The sequence below is a fragment of the Bacteroidota bacterium genome (assembly GCA_016195025.1).
Lineage (GTDB): Bacteria > Bacteroidota > Bacteroidia > Palsa-948 > Palsa-948 > Palsa-948.
The window spans coordinates 30,113-46,820 of record JACQAL010000076.1; the positions used below are offsets into that span (position 1 = coordinate 30,113).

At 41.2% G+C, this 16,708-nt stretch carries 13 protein-coding genes; 6 read left to right on the forward strand and 7 right to left on the reverse strand.

Going from position 1 to position 16,708, the window contains the following annotated elements; genetic code table 11:
- Positions 1-40 precede the first annotated feature (40 nt).
- Complete coding sequence (locus HY063_14390; protein ID MBI3502976.1) at positions 41-943, forward strand: carboxypeptidase regulatory-like domain-containing protein; 903 nt, start codon at positions 41-43, stop codon at positions 941-943.
- Between the two features lie 192 nt (positions 944-1,135).
- Here HY063_14390 and HY063_14395 read toward each other — a convergent pair whose 3' ends face one another.
- The 7 genes from HY063_14395 to HY063_14425 all read right to left on the reverse strand — a co-directional run bounded on the left by HY063_14395 (position 1,136) and on the right by HY063_14425 (position 9,638).
- Entirely contained in the window at positions 1,136-1,423 is a 288-nt protein-coding gene (locus tag HY063_14395; protein MBI3502977.1) for a hypothetical protein, read from the reverse strand.
- 151 nt (positions 1,424-1,574) lie between these two features.
- A complete protein-coding gene (locus HY063_14400; protein MBI3502978.1) occupies positions 1,575-2,309 on the reverse strand; it encodes a leucine-rich repeat domain-containing protein in 735 nt (244 codons plus the stop codon).
- Between the two features lie 100 nt (positions 2,310-2,409).
- On the reverse strand, positions 2,410-6,057 hold the full coding sequence (locus tag HY063_14405; GenBank protein MBI3502979.1) for a hypothetical protein: 3,648 nt from the start codon (positions 6,055-6,057) through the stop codon (positions 2,410-2,412).
- 14 nt (positions 6,058-6,071) lie between these two features.
- Positions 6,072-6,764, reverse strand: coding sequence for a hypothetical protein (locus tag HY063_14410; protein MBI3502980.1), 693 nt, complete (start codon positions 6,762-6,764; stop codon positions 6,072-6,074).
- A gap of 2 nt (positions 6,765-6,766) precedes the next feature.
- The gene (locus HY063_14415) at positions 6,767-8,140 is read right to left on the reverse strand and encodes a hypothetical protein (GenBank protein MBI3502981.1); all 1,374 of its coding nucleotides are present in this window, start codon (positions 8,138-8,140) and stop codon (positions 6,767-6,769) included.
- A complete protein-coding gene (locus tag HY063_14420; GenBank protein ID MBI3502982.1) occupies positions 8,137-8,919 on the reverse strand; it encodes a diaminopimelate epimerase in 783 nt (260 codons plus the stop codon). The genes HY063_14415 and HY063_14420 overlap by 4 nt, the downstream gene beginning before the upstream one ends.
- Entirely contained in the window at positions 8,916-9,638 is a 723-nt protein-coding gene (locus tag HY063_14425; GenBank protein MBI3502983.1) for a hypothetical protein, read from the reverse strand. Before HY063_14425 ends, HY063_14420 begins: the two co-directional genes overlap by 4 nt.
- Positions 9,639-9,916: 278 nt before the next feature.
- Here HY063_14425 and HY063_14430 point away from each other — a divergent pair, with 278 nt between their 5' ends.
- The 5 genes from HY063_14430 (at position 9,917) to HY063_14450 (ending at position 16,705) form a co-directional block, all read left to right on the forward strand.
- Positions 9,917-11,371 (forward strand): Do family serine endopeptidase, encoded by a 1,455-nt coding sequence (locus HY063_14430; protein ID MBI3502984.1) that lies wholly within the window; start codon positions 9,917-9,919, stop codon positions 11,369-11,371.
- 158 nt (positions 11,372-11,529) lie between these two features.
- Positions 11,530-12,396 carry a sigma-70 family RNA polymerase sigma factor gene (locus tag HY063_14435; GenBank protein MBI3502985.1) on the forward strand — a complete coding sequence of 289 codons (867 nt, stop codon included), beginning with the start codon at positions 11,530-11,532 and terminating at the stop codon, positions 12,394-12,396.
- 130 nt (positions 12,397-12,526) lie between these two features.
- Positions 12,527-13,978 carry a glyceraldehyde-3-phosphate dehydrogenase gene (locus tag HY063_14440; protein ID MBI3502986.1) on the forward strand — a complete coding sequence of 484 codons (1,452 nt, stop codon included), beginning with the start codon at positions 12,527-12,529 and terminating at the stop codon, positions 13,976-13,978.
- A 108-nt stretch (positions 13,979-14,086) separates the two neighbouring features.
- Positions 14,087-14,731 (forward strand): 7-carboxy-7-deazaguanine synthase QueE, encoded by a 645-nt coding sequence (locus tag HY063_14445; GenBank protein MBI3502987.1) that lies wholly within the window; start codon positions 14,087-14,089, stop codon positions 14,729-14,731.
- Between the two features lie 24 nt (positions 14,732-14,755).
- Positions 14,756-16,705 (forward strand): PD40 domain-containing protein, encoded by a 1,950-nt coding sequence (locus HY063_14450; protein MBI3502988.1) that lies wholly within the window; start codon positions 14,756-14,758, stop codon positions 16,703-16,705.
- The last annotated feature ends 3 nt before the right edge of the window (positions 16,706-16,708 follow it).

A 16,708-nucleotide genomic window follows, 5' to 3' on the forward strand; every position in this document is an offset into this window, starting at 1 on the left:
TTCAAATTTTCAAATTAACGAATCTTCAAATTAATCCTCTATGAACAACATCCAGCACAACCAACTCGACATGTTCCGCGCAGTATCGCTCCATGCATCCACCTATCAGAATATAACAAACTCCATCAGCGCCTTCGCAAACGGCATCAACGCCCTCAATGCAAAAATTGCCTCCATCGAACAAACCTCAGGCGAACAAGCCCAAGCCCTCACAGGCGCAGCAAAAGATAAAAGCGCCTTCCGCACCACGCTCATTGACATGACTTACGCATCCATCACACCCGTAAAAGCATTCGCCCTCGCAAACAATAACCAAACCCTCGCAGCCCAAATGAAATATTCCCCCTCCGATTTAAAAAGAATTCAGGACGACCAAATCGGGCAAATTGCACAAAACCTTTTAAACATCGTAACCCCGCTTCTCCCTCAACTTTCCGCTTACGGAATCACACAAGCCACACTCAATTCATGGCAGGGCGCAATAAATAATTACATGCCCAGCATTGAAAAACCCCGAAACGCAATCGCCCACCGCACCACTTTAACAACCGACCTCTCCGACCTCTTCACCGAAGCAAACACCATTCTCAAAAATACGTTGGACGCAACCTCCATCACCTTCAAAACTTCCGCATCCGATTATTACCGCGATTATAAAAAAGCCCGCGAAATAATTGACACCGGAAAAGGACACACACGCATCAAAGGAAAATGCACACATGCCCTAACAGGTTCTGCAATCTATAATGTAAAAGTCCGCGTAAACGAACAAGCAATCGAAACCAATTCAGATGTAGACGGGCTTTACGAACAACATCTCAAACCCGCAACAGTAACCTGCACCATATCTGCCGATGGATTCCAAACTCAAACAACCCCTCCCTTTGCAGTAGACAGAGGCGCAACCCTCACAAAGGACTTCGCCCTCACGCCCGCACCTTAGAAAAACATCAGCCCATAACCTGCAAGGTCTTACCCGAACCTTGCAGGTTTTATATTTTATCTCTATCAGCCCATAACCTGCAAGGTCTGCCCCGAACCTTGCAGGTTTTATATTTTATCTGTGTTAATCTGTGCAATCTGTGGCTATTAGTGAAAATTAGAGCAATTCATCTCTCGCAAACCCCGCTCGAAGTCAAACAAACGCCATTTCAATCGAAACAAACGCTGCTTCATCTCTCGCAAACCCCGCTTCAACCTTCGCAAACCCCATCTTGACCGCCACAAAGGCAATCTCGACTGCCGCAAAGGCAGCTTTAACCTTCGCAAAGCCCATCTCATCTCTCGCAAACCCAATCTCGACCTTCGCAAACGCCATTTGAACCCTCGCAAACCCCATTTCAACCATCGCAAACCCCATCTGAATGAAAACAAATGCCATTTCAATCGAAACAAAAGCCATCTGTACGAAAACAAACACCATTTGAATCGAGTATAACCTGCAAGGTCTGCCCCGAACCTTGCAGGTTTTATTTCAAACTCCTCTCTTAGTGCATTTATTCGCAGATTCGTAAAAGATTCGCTATCCGTACCAGCCGCAACAAGATTCGTTACCTCGTTACCAGCCAGGTTCGCTATTCAACAACTATCCTGAACCGCAAATCACGCCTCGCCTGCAAGCAATACGGCACCACAATCGAAGCATCCACCACCAGCGTTTCAATATTTTTCAACTCGCAAATAGAATTCGGAAACCCAAGCATCGCACCGCTCCCCGCCACATTCAATTCAACCAGATGAGAAAGTTTCCCAACCTCCTCCGGCAGTTGCTTCAGCCGGTTTCGCCCTATAATAAGGAAACGAAGTTCCGAAAGATTCCCCAGCGAAGCAGGCAATGAGGTGAGATGATTCCGCCCAACCGAAAGCGTCACTAATGAATTATCATTCCCCAGTTCCGCAGGCAGTTCAGATAAATTATTCCCATCCAGCGTCAGCGTTTCAAGCACCCGCAACTCGCCCATCTCCTTCGGAAGTTCTTCCAGTTCGTTGTACGAAACATTCAGATGCTTCAGTTTTTCCAGATAACCGATTTCCGCAGGAAGTTTTTTCAACTTGTTCCCGCTCAGCGAAAGCACCTCAAGGTTTCCAAGTTTCCCAATCTCCTTCGGAAGCGAATCCAGCCCGCACTTATAAATCTTCAACTCCCTCAGGTTTTTCAACTTCCCTATCTCAGGCGGAAGCGAATGCATTTTGCACCGGCTGATTGTAAGTTTAGTCGCCTCATTCGGATGCGCAAGCGCCTTATCTAAATTTTTACACGTGGAACACGAGAGAAACAAAAACAAAAATGCAATAACACCGCTCTGCATTATTGCATTTAAAAGATAGTTGTCTGTTTTGATTGGTATATTGGTATGAATTAGTATTTAGTAGGGTTCATCTTTGTAATCATTTTCAGATTTCTGTTCATCATTTCACCGCATCATTCCCTTCCGCATTCTCATCCTTCTTTTCCTCCTCAGTTTTTCCCTCTCCGCTCAATCCCAAAAACTCTTCCTTCCGCTCTTCTTGAAGTTCATCAGATATTTTTGGAAGTTCAGGAACCTCACCTTTCACTTCTTCTACAATAATTTGAGTTGAAGCTTCAGCATCCATCTCCGCTTCCACAATTGTCTCCGCATCACCAATCGCATCGCTCACAGAAATATTTTCTTCATTTGACTCTTCTGGAATAATTGTAACTGCTCCGGAAATAATCTCTCCCCCTTCGGGGGAGTCGGAGGGGGCCGGAGAAACAGTCAGCATTTCCTTCGCCTCAATTTTTCCTCCGCTCATATATTCTTCCAGTTTTTGTTTGCCCATCCGCGTGCGGAAGAAACTCATCGGAGTGTAGTTTATATTTTTATCCTTCCCGCGAATCAGCATATGCAGATACCACTCGCTTTCACTGTACGAGCCGAACGGTTTTGGCGTCATCGTCAGCAACTGATAGCCGAACATCTTTGCAATCTCCGGGAACAAACCAAAATTTGTATCATCAATGTTCGACAACTCTTCAATGATGATAAACCTTACACCCGCGCGGTTCTTATCCCGCTGAATCACCGACATTCTTCCAATGCACAAAAGCGCAAGAGCCGTGTACGCCTCGCCCCCCGAGCCCGGATAGCGCGCGCCAAGTTCATCGTACAATCCCACGCGCAGTTCAAAATAAAATTTCGGGTCCAGCAAATCAGAAATCTCGCAATCGCCTACTTCGCTCAGCGTCTTCGCTATGGTAAGAATCAACTTCTCTGGCGAAACTTCCGCCTCGGAGTCAGCCGTAATGAAAAGTTTTGCCGACAACCGCTGATGCTTCGCGTGCTCGCGCATCCTGCGAATCCAATCAATCGTAATGTCGCGCCTGTCATTAAAGTCCACCTGAAAATTATACACCCCGCTTATTCTGTTTTCCTTGAAGAAGAAGTTCAATTCGGTAATCAGTTTTCGAAAAGCAGTGTATTGCGTCTCCACTTTCTTGAACACATCGAGAATAATCGTCAGTTGCAGGTCGCCAAACTTCTTCAACTCTTCATTCAGCCGCTCAAGTTCCGGACCAAGTCCCTCCAGTCCTAATTTTCCGCAGAGAATATTTACCAGCGTGCGGAAATTATATTTATCCATCACCAACTCAGGATTTCTATTTCCCTTCGTCTCCTCAAATGTTTCCGCCACGCGCGTAAATTCCTCGTGATACAATTCTAAAAGTTCCTCGCTCTTCTTCTCCAGCCGCTCAATAATAGTTTCATTCAGTTCAATCGTAATCAGATTCGCCTCAAACACAATTCCTGTTTCCCCTTCCAGAATTTGTTTCTTCTCATTGAAAACAGCAAGCGCTTCTTCCATCTGTTGTTTGTAAACGGGCTCGCTGCTTCTGAATCCGCGCAGTTCACCTTCAGCAGCAATTATATATTTCTCCGAAAATATCTTCTGCTCGTTCTGTGTTCTTATTTTTGCTTCGTATGAAATTTTATTTTCATCGAGCAGTTCAATTTCTTTTTTCGAATGGTCTTCGGCAACTGCTTCCAAATCCATACTGCTTTCCAATCGCAACTTGGTAAATTCATATTCGCACGAATCAAGCCCTTGCTTTGCCGAATTCATTTTGTTGCGTATGTCCGATTGCTTCTTCGCAAGTTCAATGGCTTCATTATCGAGCGAAGAAAATTCCGTTTGAAGCGTTTCGAGTTTCTGTAAATCATTCCAATGCTCCTTAAGGAGAGCAATTTTTTCTTCGTTCAGCGAATTATCAATCGCATAATTCTCGATTGACTTCTTCTTCCTATATATATCAGAAAGTTCCTGGTTGAAACCAATCGCTGTAAGTTCATCCGACAAACGCTGAATCGCGTTCAACTCCTCATGCGCTTCTTCAAGTTCCGTCTTAATCGCCTTAGTATCCTTTTCAAGAACAGTTTTCAGGTTCTTTGTGTTCGTGAAGCGCTGCTTCTTTATAATAGGAACAAACTCGCGCAGTTCACCAAACGCAATCCATATCCCATCTTCATCCTTTTCAAATGAACTTAAAAGCGCGGAAGGATTTTTTATATATCGCGTTCCCGTTTCAACCTGTTCGGGTTTTGAAACAGGCAGTTCTTTCAGATACATTAAAACTGTTTCCTGTTCTTTTGTGAGCGGTTTGTTGTGTTGAATCGCCCAGTGGAAAAAAGAATCATCTCGTGTTCCTTCAAAAAGTTCAACCAGCGTTTCAAGTTCCTCAATTTGCTGAGGAAGTTCACTTAGTTTTTCATTATAATGTTTCGAAGCCGTCTGATAATCTTCCTTCGCCCATTCCGAAGTTTCAAAATCAGAAAAAGAATAAAGAGAAAGAATTTTATTCAGGTTATTCTTCTTCTCACGAAACGATTCCTGCTCCTTGAACTTCTTTTCAATCTTTTCAATGCTCTTATATTCTTCCGCAATCGGAGCAAGCGAAGAGAGAAGATTAATCTTATCGCGAAGAATTCCCGCTTCTTCCTGTCGTTTTCGGATTGTTTCATCGCTGAAGTCCTTCAGAAGCGTTTCATATTTCCCTCGCATCAACTGGCAAACCTTCTGCAGGTTTGTATAGCAGTGAAAAAGTTCTTCAGTGGTTTTCTCCAGTTCATTTTTCTGGCGAAGTAAATTCTTTGTGGAAGTTTCAATCTGCTTTGTATTGTTCTCGTGCCGGTTTAATGCATCCTGATAACGGTTATGCGTGAACGTTGCATTCGATTTCAGAAACTCTTCGCGCGCCTGCGTGCTCTTGCGGTGAGTTTCGAGCAGCGCCAACAATTTTTTTTGCTTCTGCTGAAGTTCCTGCGTGTGAAAATAATTTTCTCTATACTGTTTAATCAAACTATGCAGTTGGTCTTTCTGCTCTTCAAACGTACGCTTGATTTCTTCGTTGTCTTCAAATAAAAAGTTCTGCAAACTTTTCGAATTAGTAATGTCTAAAGATTTCGCTCGCGCGAAACTTTGAATCACTTTCGCATATGTTTTCAGATTATCCGGCTTCGTCAGATTCACAGGCAGAATATTATTCTTGTACATCAAATCATAGTACTTCATAATTCCTTCCGTCTGGAAAAAATCTTTCATAAACAATCCGTGCTTCTCCTTAAAATGTTTCGCAAGTTCACGCAAATCGAAAATAGTTTTGTTATCAGCGAGAAAATCTTCCGGATGAAGCGGACGACTGAATGGAACTAATCCTCCGCCTTCAAAATTATTTCCCGCCTGCACGATGAACGGGCGCACGGGAATGCGCGGAGTTTTTGAAATGTAAACTCCGATGGTTAGAAACTGTCCTTGCTTGCGCTCAATATTCAGAAACGCATACGCATACTGAATATATTCTTTGTTGAGCGGAATTCCTTCCACCCGCCTTTCGTCTTTGCCGATTCCTTCAGTGCCCGGCTTCCACATATCGCGTCTCGGCACAATCACGAGCTGCATCAAATCCGCGATGATGGATTTTCCAAGCCCGTTTCCTCCTGTGAAATCCGTGCGCACAGGATGAAAAAGATATTCGGAGTTGTAGTGCTGCCTCACACCCACGGTGCAGAGCGAATAAATTCTGGGGAATGTTGTTGCCATAATTATTTTCTCAGTTATGCTGGTAAATTATTATCTAAATATTCTGTTAAGAGTTCCACGTTATTAATTTCCGTCTGGTAAAGTTTTGCAATGCGGTCGATGCTCGGCATAATTTCAAAATGAAGTTCTTCATAACTTATCCAGCGAATCCATCCCATTCGTTCGCAAACTTGCAGTGTGCGCTCGATTTTTTTTCGCACATCTTCTTTTTCCTGCGGAGTGTAATTGCGTTTTGCATCTCCGTATAAAAGTTTTTGCCAGAGTTCTTTGTTCTCGCCTTCTTCAATGATGTAAAGCAGTTCGTCCCATTTTACTTCTTTGTTCTCGAAAAATTTTTCTTTGTAAAGATTCAACAGGAGAATTGCAAAAATCACAAGGCGGTCATCGAGCGCGTAAGTTCTGTCATAGCCAAATTTTCCTTTGTTGCCTTCTTCCGGAAAATCCAAAAAGAAATATGCTTCGCGGTCGTTGTATTCTTTTTTCAAAATCATTCCCAGAAGTTCGGAGTAATAGCGCGCAAGACCCTTGTCGAAATAATCATTCACAAAATCCCACAACTTGAAATCATTTCCGAAATTCTGAATGTGTTTTCCGCTTCTTAGGGCGAAATCGGTGTCGGCAAAAAATTTTCTCGCCCGCTCCGAATTCAGAAATTCATAGGTGTAGTTGTATTCGTAGTTGTCGGTTGTTGCTACTTGTTCATCCATATTTATTGTTCTTTATTTTGATTTTGTTCCTGTGGTGTAATTTTAAATTTCCAAATTGCTACGTTTGAACTCAGCGGCATTATAAGTTTCTTCTCGATTTCGATTTGAACATCTTCGCGGTTTTTATATTCGTCAATCAGCCCGAAGCAAACATCAATCGGCACTTCGAGGTTTTGTTCCTTGTCAATAATTTTATTCATCCACTGTTCGAAAATCACCTGGCGGCCAAGTTCAATTTCTCCGCGCAGGTTTTCCAGCCACTTGATTGTATTTTCCTGTCTTGCGAGTTGTTTCATTTTTTCCTGTTCAGTTAATCGCTTGTATTCTTCGTCTTCCTGGTAAAACGGTGATTCCATTTTATGATACTCCGCAAAATCAACCATCGGCACAAACCAGAATTTATCGCGGTGATATGGAATTTCTTTTTTGTGAATGCTCGAAGGAAGAACAACTTTTTGTTTTCCATCGGGAGTTTCAACCAACTTGCTTCCTTTCAGAAGTAGTAGTAAAAATTTTTCTATGCGAAGTTTGTATTGCTGCTTATAGCGAAGATTATCATAGAGAGATTTTAACCGCGTGCGCGCTTGCTGGATTTTATCATTGATGCTCAGTACGCGGCTGTCAATGTTCTCGAAGAAAGATATTACTTCGTTGTAAATCCTGTCATACTGCTCCCATTCCTCGCGGGAATTTTTAAAAGTGAGTTCAGCATTTTTTATTTTATCAATCACATCCTGTTTGAAGTTGAGCGCCTGCGTGATGCCTTCGATTTGTTTTCCGAGTTGCTCGAAGATGATGAGGAACTGCGAGATCATTTCTTTCGGGTTCTCCACATTCGGCTTCAGCAAAACTCTGAGTTCAGAAACTTTTTTGTCTACGAAGCGCTGGAGATTATCCGTGTGCGCCATAATAAATTTCTTCGAAGCATTGTAGTGATGCGCATACCAATAATTGAAGTTGTCAATGTTGGTCACGTCATCTTCCTGCACGGGAAGCGTGCGCCTGAAAGTGTGAACGAGTTCAAGATTTTCATAGTTGGGAGAAACTTCGTTCAGTAAAAGTTTTGTAAAATCTTTTGCAAACACAGTGAGCTCATAGCGGTATTCTTCTCCAAGTTTGAGCGTAGTGTAAAAATGCTGGCTGAGGCGTTTCGAAATATTTTCTTTCTGAATTCCGCGTTCGCGTTTTAACATTGCCGTGACTTCATCCACTGCATCTTCAAAATCTTTCTGCGAAAAAATTTCGTCTATCTCCTTGTTTTCAATTTTTGCCTGAAGATTGAGCAGAAGAAAAATAGTTTCCACATCGCGCGGAATCAGGTAATCGAAATCACCCGCAATGGTTTCAAAAAGTTTTTCTTTATCTGTTTGTGTCATATTTTTATTTCGCCTTTGAAAACAAATGTTGCCGGGCCTTCGAGCCAAATATCGTTGAATGAATTGCCATTTCCTCTATGAAAACGCACGGTTAATTCACCGCCCAATGTTGATATCTTGCAGTGGTTTTCCGCTGTAGAAATTCCTTTGACTGCAGACGCGAGAGCAGTCGCAGTCACTCCCGTTCCACAGGAGAGAGTTTCATCTTCCACACCGCGCTCGTACGTGCGCACGAAAATGCTTTTTCCATTTTTCTCCGCGAAGTTTATGTTCACACCTTCTTTGCTGAACCTCTCGCTGTAACGAATTCTTTTTGCTTCGGAAATTATTTCTGCGCTCTTGACTCCTTCAGTAAATTTTACATAGTGCGGAGAGCCGGTATTCAGCAAATAATAATTTTCATCCTCTTCAATATTTTTTACATCGCGCATTTTTATACCGATAATGTCCCCTTTAATTTTTGCTTCGTGAATTCCATCTGTAGCAATAAAAGTTGTTTCAGACTTTTTAATTACTTTCAGTTCTTTCGCAAACACCACAATGCAACGGCTTCCGTTTCCGCAGAAGGAACTTTCGTTGCCATCGGAATTGAAATAAACCATTTCGAAATCGAATCCCTTTTTATTCTGAAGCAACATCAAACCATCCGCGCCAATTCCAAATCTTCTATGGCATAAATGCGCAATCTTCTTTGTGTTCAATTTCACTTTCAACTTGCGATTGTCAATGATGATGAAATCATTCCCTGTACCGTGATATTTATAAAATTCAAATTTCATTTCAGTTTCGCAATTACAGAAGCGTCTGTTACTTTTTCAAATTGCTTGAACTCGTCTGTAAAATATAATTTATAAAAATTTTGGTTATGTTTCATATAGACATTTTCTTCCAGATGAAAAAGTTTTATGTTTTCATCCGAATTTATTCCGTACAAAACAATTTTGTTTTTTGTCATCTTATATCCCTTGTAATTAATCGGTGATTGCCAGAATTCTACTTTCAACGATGAAGCGCTCTTCGTATTTTTTATTCCGCTCACTTTTTCCAGAAGAGAATCCGAAGGATTGCTTTCTTCATTTTGCAGGTTCACTACCTGAAAATTTTTTGTGCCAAGCAATTCATCCTTTCTAACTATGAAATTTTCTGAAGTGTTTTCATTCTGAACAATCGCAGAAGAATCTTTTAGGAGAGAATCCGCCTCAGCCATCACTCGTTTGATGGGAACTTCGCGGGAATATTTTTGCGCCAGCAGTTCGGCAGAGTTCATAGAATTTTTTCCGGTGTCTTTTCCAATGTATTTTTTTATGTCCGTTTTATTTTTTTTCTCTTCAGTTATGTTTGGTTGCTGCTGAATGATGATGGTGTCTTTTTTCGATGAACTGAAAACATTCACTTTTTTCAGAATGTCATCCATTTTGAAAATAAAGAACCCGGCACCTGCCAGCAATCCCAAAACGAGTCCTAAAAAGAACAATAATGACTTATTTGAAGCCGACATTTTGACAATCTTTTCCGCCTGAAAATTCTATAGCAAATCAGATTTCCGCAAAGTTATTTTAATAGAACTCTTAAATCAAAGGTTTTTAACATATGTTAACAAAAGAATTCGAAAAGAATTTCTTAGATTCACAAATGAAATCCCCTAGGAGAAATTGAATTGCCAAAAACTGCCTTGTTCTATTAAAAAATGTTAAACTTCTTGCCTAAATAAAACTTTGGCAGAATCTTTGCGTTATCAATGCGACAATACAAAACAAAAACTAAAAACACATAAATATGAAACGTATCGTATCAATTTTTTTCGTAGCGCTGCTCGGTGGAGTTGGCGCGCTGACCATTGACCATTTTGTCAATAAAAATCAAACTTCAATCAATGCAGCTCTTCCTGCGAATTATCAGGTAAAGTTTGCCAACTTCAATGGAATGGTTCCTGAAAATGTTTCAGGAGATTTCGTGAAGGCGTCAGAAATTTCTTTGCCTGCCGTAGTGCACGTGAAAACCGAATACGCTCCTCAGCAGCAAGACCAATTTTTCTTTTCTCCTTTTGGCTGGGGACAAAATGTTCCACAGTCGAGGCCGCAAATGGGCTCGGGATCGGGCGTGATAATTTCCGGTGACGGATATATTGTAACAAACAATCACGTGATTGATGACGCGCAAAAAGTGGAAGTGACTTTATATGACCACCGAACTTACAAGGCGAAAGTGATTGGCAAAGATCCTTCGACTGATATTGCGCTTCTGAAAATTGATGAGGCCAATCTTCCTTACCTATTATATGGCAACTCTGACAATGTGAAAGTAGGCGAATGGGTTCTTGCGGTTGGAAATCCTTTCAACCTCACTTCAACTGTTACTGCGGGAATCGTTAGTGCGAAGGCGCGCAACATAAATATTCTGAACAGCGACCCTGACAGAAATTTTTTTCCTGTCGAATCTTACATTCAAACGGATGCTGCTGTGAATCCCGGAAACAGCGGTGGCGCACTTGTGAATACACAGGGTCAACTTGTTGGAATAAATGCTGCGATTGCTTCCAACACCGGCTCATATACCGGATATTCTTTTGCAGTGCCTGTGAATCTCGCAAAGAAAGTTGTGAACGATTTGATTGAATTCGGAAAAGTTCAACGTGCGTTTCTTGGCGTGAGCATTCGCGATATTGATTCAAAACTTATTGAGGAGAAAAAACTGAAAAGCACGAAAGGAGTTTACGTGACTGGAATTTCAAAAGAAGGCGGAGCGCACGAAGCAGGAATTCAGGAAGGCGACCAGATTCTGAAAATAGGAGAAGTGCCGGTTGAAAATGCTTCTGAACTTCAGGAACAAATTTCGCACTACCGCCCGGGCGATAAAGTTTCTGTGTCTTTGAATCGCGAAGGAGAAGACAAAACTATTCTTGTCGCACTGAAAGATAAAAGCGGAAACACAATGCTTGCGAAAACGGAAAAGAACGAAGTGCTTTCAATTCTTGGCGCAACCTTCGAGCCGATTACAGAAACAGATATGAAAAAACTCGGAATCAATAGTGGAGTAAAAATTACTTCGCTCGATGCAGGAAAACTTCGCAGCGCGGGAATTAAAGAAGGTTTCATAATTACGAACATTGACAAGAAGAAAATTTCTTCGCTCAATGATGTGAAACTTGCGCTCGAGAATAAAGAAGGCGGAGTTTTGATTGAAGGAATTTATATAAACGGAATGAAATCATATTATGCTTTTGGACTTTAATAGTATATTCTAAACCAAGTATATATATTGATTAAATAAATAGAAGAATTATATTAGAAAATAAAGCACCTAGTCAGCGAAAATAAAAAGATAGAAAAGGCGTAACTTTGTGCACCTTTTCGCGTAATAAGAGCGAACTTAAAAACAAAAAACAATTTATGAGACAACTTAAGATAACAAAATCGATAACGAATCGTGAGAGTGCATCGTTGGATAAATACCTGCAGGAAATCGGACGCGAAGGATTGATTACGGCAGAAGATGAAGTGGCTTTGGCGAAACGAATTAAAGAAGGCGAGCAAGCAGCATTAGAATCTCTTGTACGCGCTAATCTTCGTTTCGTAGTTTCTGTTGCAAAGCAATATCAGAACCAGGGATTGAGTTTACCTGATTTAATTAACGAAGGAAATCTCGGACTTATCAAAGCTGCAAAACGTTTTGATGAAACGCGCGGATTCAAATTTATTTCTTACGCAGTATGGTGGATTCGCCAGTCCATTCTCCAGGCGTTGGCAGAACAGTCGAGAATTGTTCGCTTGCCGCTGAATCAGGTTGGCGCGCTGAATAAAATGAATAAAACTTTTTCCAAACTGGAACAAAGTTACGAGCGTGAACCCACCGCAGAAGAAATCGCAAAGGAGTTGGATATTCCGGAAGATAAAGTTGCAGACACGCAGCGCGTTTCCGGAAGGCACGTTTCAATGGATGCGCCTCTTCCCAATGCGGAAGAAAATTCTCTGGCAGATTTGCTCGTGAATAAAGACGCGCCCAATGCTGATTTTTCTCTTATCACAGAATCACTGAGAAGAGAGATTGACCGCTCGCTTTCAACGTTGACAGACAGAGAGCGCGATGTAGTGAGATTATTTTTCGGATTAGGTGAACATCCGCACGGATTAACGCTCGAAGAAATAGGAGCGAAGTTTGACCTCACGCGCGAACGCGTTCGCCAGATAAAAGAAAAAGCAATACGAAGATTGCGCCACAATTCGAGAAGCAAATTATTAAAAGCATATCTCGGATAGTGTTGAAAAAATGAAAGCAAATTTTTCAGCCCGCAAAGACCAAAAATTACATCTTTGCGGGCTTCTTTTTTAATAGTAACTTAACACCAAAAATATGTCAATCGAAACTCTTACTAAACCAACTTCCGCTATGAAAAACGGCTACGAGTCAGAACTTAATGATTGGATTAAACAGGAAAAAGCCGCCATTGAATTAATCAGCATTATTGGAAATCTCTGGTTTGAAAAATCCATTGAGTTAATTCTTTTTCACAACGAACTCCGCGACCACAGCAGCAGCAAACTTTTGAATCTTCATCTCTACGCGAAGAATGTGGTGAAGCAACCCATCACAATTTTGGATACGCTTCTTGTTGCCCGTGAAATTCAAAAATTAGATTTATCTCCTTCGAGAATTGATATCGGCAAACTTGCTTCGGAATGGATTTCTGAAAAATCTGTTTATGGAAATAACAGTTCACAATTCATCACAGATAAATTAAAAGGTTTTATCGGGAAAGATAAACTTGTGCTGAAACCGAAAGATGTTGTGCTCTATGGTTTCGGACGAATCGGCCGAATTGCAGCACGCGAACTCACAGCGCAGGCAGGAAAAGGAGAGCAGCTTCGCCTTCGCGCAATTGTTACGCGCGGATATTCCGATGCTGATTTAGTAAAGCGCGCTGATTTGCTCCGCACAGATTCTGTTCACGGCCCCTTCCCCGGAACTGTGACGGAAGATTTCCAAAACAAAGCGCTCATCATCAACGGGCATACAGTGAAAATGATTGCCGCAAATAATTTTGAAGAGGTGGATTATACTTCCTACGGAATTCAGGATGCGCTTCTGATTGATAATACGGGAACCGTTCGCGACAGAGCAGGACTCGGCAAACATCTTCTCGCAAAAGGAATTTCAAAAGTTCTTCTCACTGCTCCGGGCAAAGGCGATATTCCGAATATTGTTTTCGGAGTGAACCACGAAAAGTTTGACATAAGCAATGAGAAAATATTTTCTGCCGCATCGTGCACCACCAATGCAATCATTCCTATTCTGAAAGTGATTGAACAATCGCTCGGAATAAAGAACGGGCACATTGAAACAGTTCACTCTTACACTAACGACCAAAACCTTCTCGACAACTATCATAAAAAATATCGCAGAGGACGTTCTGCTCCTTTGAATATGGTGATTACGGAAACAGGAGCATCAAGCGCAGTGGCAAAAGTTATTCCTTCTTTAAAAGGAAAACTCACAGCAAATTCCGTTCGTGTTCCCACTCCGAATGTTTCTCTTGCTATTCTCCATCTCGAAGTCGGAAAAAAAGTTTCCAAAGAAGAAGTGAACGAAGTAATACGCCAGGCCGCTCTTCACAGCGAACTCGTTGAACAAATTCAATATTGTTTTTCGAATGAACTTGTTTCCACCGATGTGATTGGAAATCCTTGTCCCGCTGTTTTTGATTCGCAAGCGACCATTGTTTCCGAAGATGGAAATCGTGTGGTGCTTTACGTTTGGTATGATAATGAATATGGCTATACCAAGCAGGTTTTCCGCCTTGCAAAGCATTTGGCGGAAGTGATTCGCCTGAGATATTACTAAGGTGCAGATAACCGATTTACTCAGACTTTCTAATAATAATTTTAATTATATCCGTAAATTTTTACATTCATTAGTATATTAGCATAATCCATTAGTCCAGTGGCTGAAATGGAAACACTGACAAAAAAAAATAACCTTTCCGTTGAAGAAGGAATGCTGCTTCCGCTGATGGAAGAATTTTTTTCCATTCAGGGAGAAGGATTCAATACCGGTAAGGCAGCGTACTTTATTCGCATTGGCGGCTGCGATGTGGGCTGTCATTGGTGCGATGTAAAAGAAAGCTGGGATGCGGGCATTCATCCGCTAACTGAAACAAAAAAAATTGTTGAGAATGTTTTCAACTCTTCTGCGAAAGCGGTGGTGATTACAGGCGGAGAGCCGTGCATGTATAATCTTTCTTATCTCACAAAAGAGCTGAAGAAAAAAAGGATTCAAACTTTTCTTGAAACATCGGGTGCATACGAAATTACTGGCGAGTGGGATTGGATTTGTCTTTCTCCTAAAAAAAACAGGAAAGTGCTGAATGAAAACTTTTCTAAAGTGAACGAATTAAAAATAATTGTTTACAATAGAGATGATTTTCACTTTGCCGAAGAACAAACTTCAAACTCCAAACTCCAAATTCCGAACTTATTTTTACAACCTGAATGGAGCCGCAGAGAAAAAATACTTCCGCTTATTGTAGAATATGTTCAGCAAAATCCACAGTGGAGAATATCATTGCAAACACATAAATATATTGGCATTCCTTAGGAATGAATATTGATTATTAATTTTATGATTAGAAAAATTTTCGCTGCTTGTTTCTTTCTTGCTTCTTTCTCTCTCTGCTTTGCGCAGCCAACCTATTCTTCCAAAAATAAAAAAGCAATCAGCAATTACGAAGAAGCGCTGAAATATTATGACGGAAGAAATCTGGAAGCCGCAAAAGAATATCTCGATAAGGCGCTCAAAGAAGATGCACACTTTGCGGAAGCGCACACGATGATGGCATATATCTACAGCGATTTGAATAAACCCGAAAAAGCAATTCTCTCTATAAAAAAAGCAATTGAAATCAACCCGGAATTTTTTCATGGAAATTATTTTACGCTCGCGCAATTGCAAATTCAGGTGACGGATTACAAAGGCGCAAAAGAAAATTACGAGAAGTTTCTGCTGAAGCCATCTGAAAATGCCGAGATGAATAAACTGGCGGAACTCGGAATTAAGAATTGTGATTTTGCAATTCCCGCTATGGAAAATCCTGTTCCCTTCAAGCCGGTGAATGCAGGCGATGGAATTAATTCTCCAAGCGATGAATATTTTCCTTCCATCACTGCCGATGAACAAATGTTTTTATTTACCCGAAAAGTTCCGCGCAAAGATGGCGAAGGCAAGCAGGAAGATTTTTATGTGAGCGAAAAAATTCCCGATGGAACATGGGGAACTGCCTACAGCATCGGACCGAAAATAAATACAGAAGGAAACGAAGGAGCGCCTTGTCTTTCTCCCGATGGTCAGCTTTTATTTTTTGTGGCGTGCGAGAGCGATTACGGTTATGGCGCAGGTCGGCAGGGCTACGGTTCGTGCGATATTTTTTATTCCTTTAAAAATGGAAATGACTGGAGCGCTCCGCAGAATGCCAGCTCGCCTTTAAATTCCAGATGGTGGGAAACACAGCCGAGTTTTTCTTCCGATGGAAAAACACTTTACTTCATTCGGGGAATTATGAACTCGAAAGGAAAAAAAGAAACAGATATTTATTCTTCAATTTTAAAGAGCGATGGCAAGTGGACAAATCCTGTGAAGTTGAGCGATAAAATAAATACACCTTATGAAGAAGAATCTGTTTTTATTCATCCCGACAATCAAACATTATATTTTTCTTCGAACGGGCATCCGGGCATGGGCGGCATGGATATTTTCATGTCGCGCAGGCAGGCGAATGGCGAATGGGGCGATGCGGTGAATCTCGGTTATCCGATTAACACGGCTGCCGATGAAAATAGTTTTTTGGTTTCGCGCGATGGAAAAACCGCCTACTTCGCTTCCGACAGAGAAGGAGGAAAAGGAGGGCTTGATATTTATTCTTTTGATTTATATGAAGCCGCGCGCCCGGGAAAAACAATTTATGTGAAAGGAAAAGTTTTTGACGCGGTAACCAAACTTCCGCTTGAAGCCGATATTGAGGTGGTGGACCTTCAGACAAAAAATTCTGTTCTTCAATATACTTCTGATAAAAAGAAAGGAGAGTTTCTGATTTGTCTTCCCATAAATAAAAATTATGCGTTCAATACTGGAAAGCCCGGTTATCTTTTTCACTCTGAAAATTTCGCTCTGAATGAAAATAAAGAGTATAAGCCCATTATCATAAACATTCCTCTTTCTCCCATCACAAAAGATTCATCGGTGATTCTGCGGAATGTTTTTTTTGAGACCGATAAATTTAATCTGAAGGAAGAATCGAAAGTGGAGTTGAACAAGTTAGTTGACTTCCTGAAAAAAAATTCCGCTCTTAAAATTGAACTCAGCGGGCATACCGATAATGTGGGTGATAAAAAACATAATCAAACTCTTTCTGAGAATCGCGCAAAGTCGGTGGAAGAATATTTAGTTGCAAATGGAATTGTGAAAGAACGATTATCTCATAAGGGATATGGCGATACAAAGCCGGTTGCTCCGAATGATTCAGATGAACATAAGCAAATGAACCGCAGAACAGAGTTCAAAGTGATTTCAAATTAGAGT

What these genes read in the sequence shown, in the direction of transcription:
- HY063_14390 (MBI3502976.1), top strand. Translation starts at nt 41, where the DNA reads ATGAACAACATCCAGCACAACCAACTCGACATGTTCCGCGCAGTATCG.
- HY063_14395 (MBI3502977.1), bottom strand. Translation starts at nt 1,423, where the DNA reads ATGGTGTTTGTTTTCGTACAGATGGCTTTTGTTTCGATTGAAATGGCA.
- HY063_14400 (MBI3502978.1), bottom strand. Translation starts at nt 2,309, where the DNA reads ATGCAGAGCGGTGTTATTGCATTTTTGTTTTTGTTTCTCTCGTGTTCC.
- HY063_14405 (MBI3502979.1), bottom strand. Translation starts at nt 6,057, where the DNA reads ATGGCAACAACATTCCCCAGAATTTATTCGCTCTGCACCGTGGGTGTG.
- HY063_14410 (MBI3502980.1), bottom strand. Translation starts at nt 6,764, where the DNA reads ATGGATGAACAAGTAGCAACAACCGACAACTACGAATACAACTACACC.
- HY063_14415 (MBI3502981.1), bottom strand. Translation starts at nt 8,140, where the DNA reads ATGACACAAACAGATAAAGAAAAACTTTTTGAAACCATTGCGGGTGAT.
- HY063_14420 (MBI3502982.1), bottom strand. Translation starts at nt 8,919, where the DNA reads ATGAAATTTGAATTTTATAAATATCACGGTACAGGGAATGATTTCATC.
- HY063_14425 (MBI3502983.1), bottom strand. Translation starts at nt 9,638, where the DNA reads ATGTCGGCTTCAAATAAGTCATTATTGTTCTTTTTAGGACTCGTTTTG.
- HY063_14430 (MBI3502984.1), top strand. Translation starts at nt 9,917, where the DNA reads ATGAAACGTATCGTATCAATTTTTTTCGTAGCGCTGCTCGGTGGAGTT.
- HY063_14435 (MBI3502985.1), top strand. Translation starts at nt 11,530, where the DNA reads ATGAGACAACTTAAGATAACAAAATCGATAACGAATCGTGAGAGTGCA.
- HY063_14440 (MBI3502986.1), top strand. Translation starts at nt 12,527, where the DNA reads ATGAAAAACGGCTACGAGTCAGAACTTAATGATTGGATTAAACAGGAA.
- HY063_14445 (MBI3502987.1), top strand. Translation starts at nt 14,087, where the DNA reads ATGGAAACACTGACAAAAAAAAATAACCTTTCCGTTGAAGAAGGAATG.
- HY063_14450 (MBI3502988.1), top strand. Translation starts at nt 14,756, where the DNA reads ATGATTAGAAAAATTTTCGCTGCTTGTTTCTTTCTTGCTTCTTTCTCT.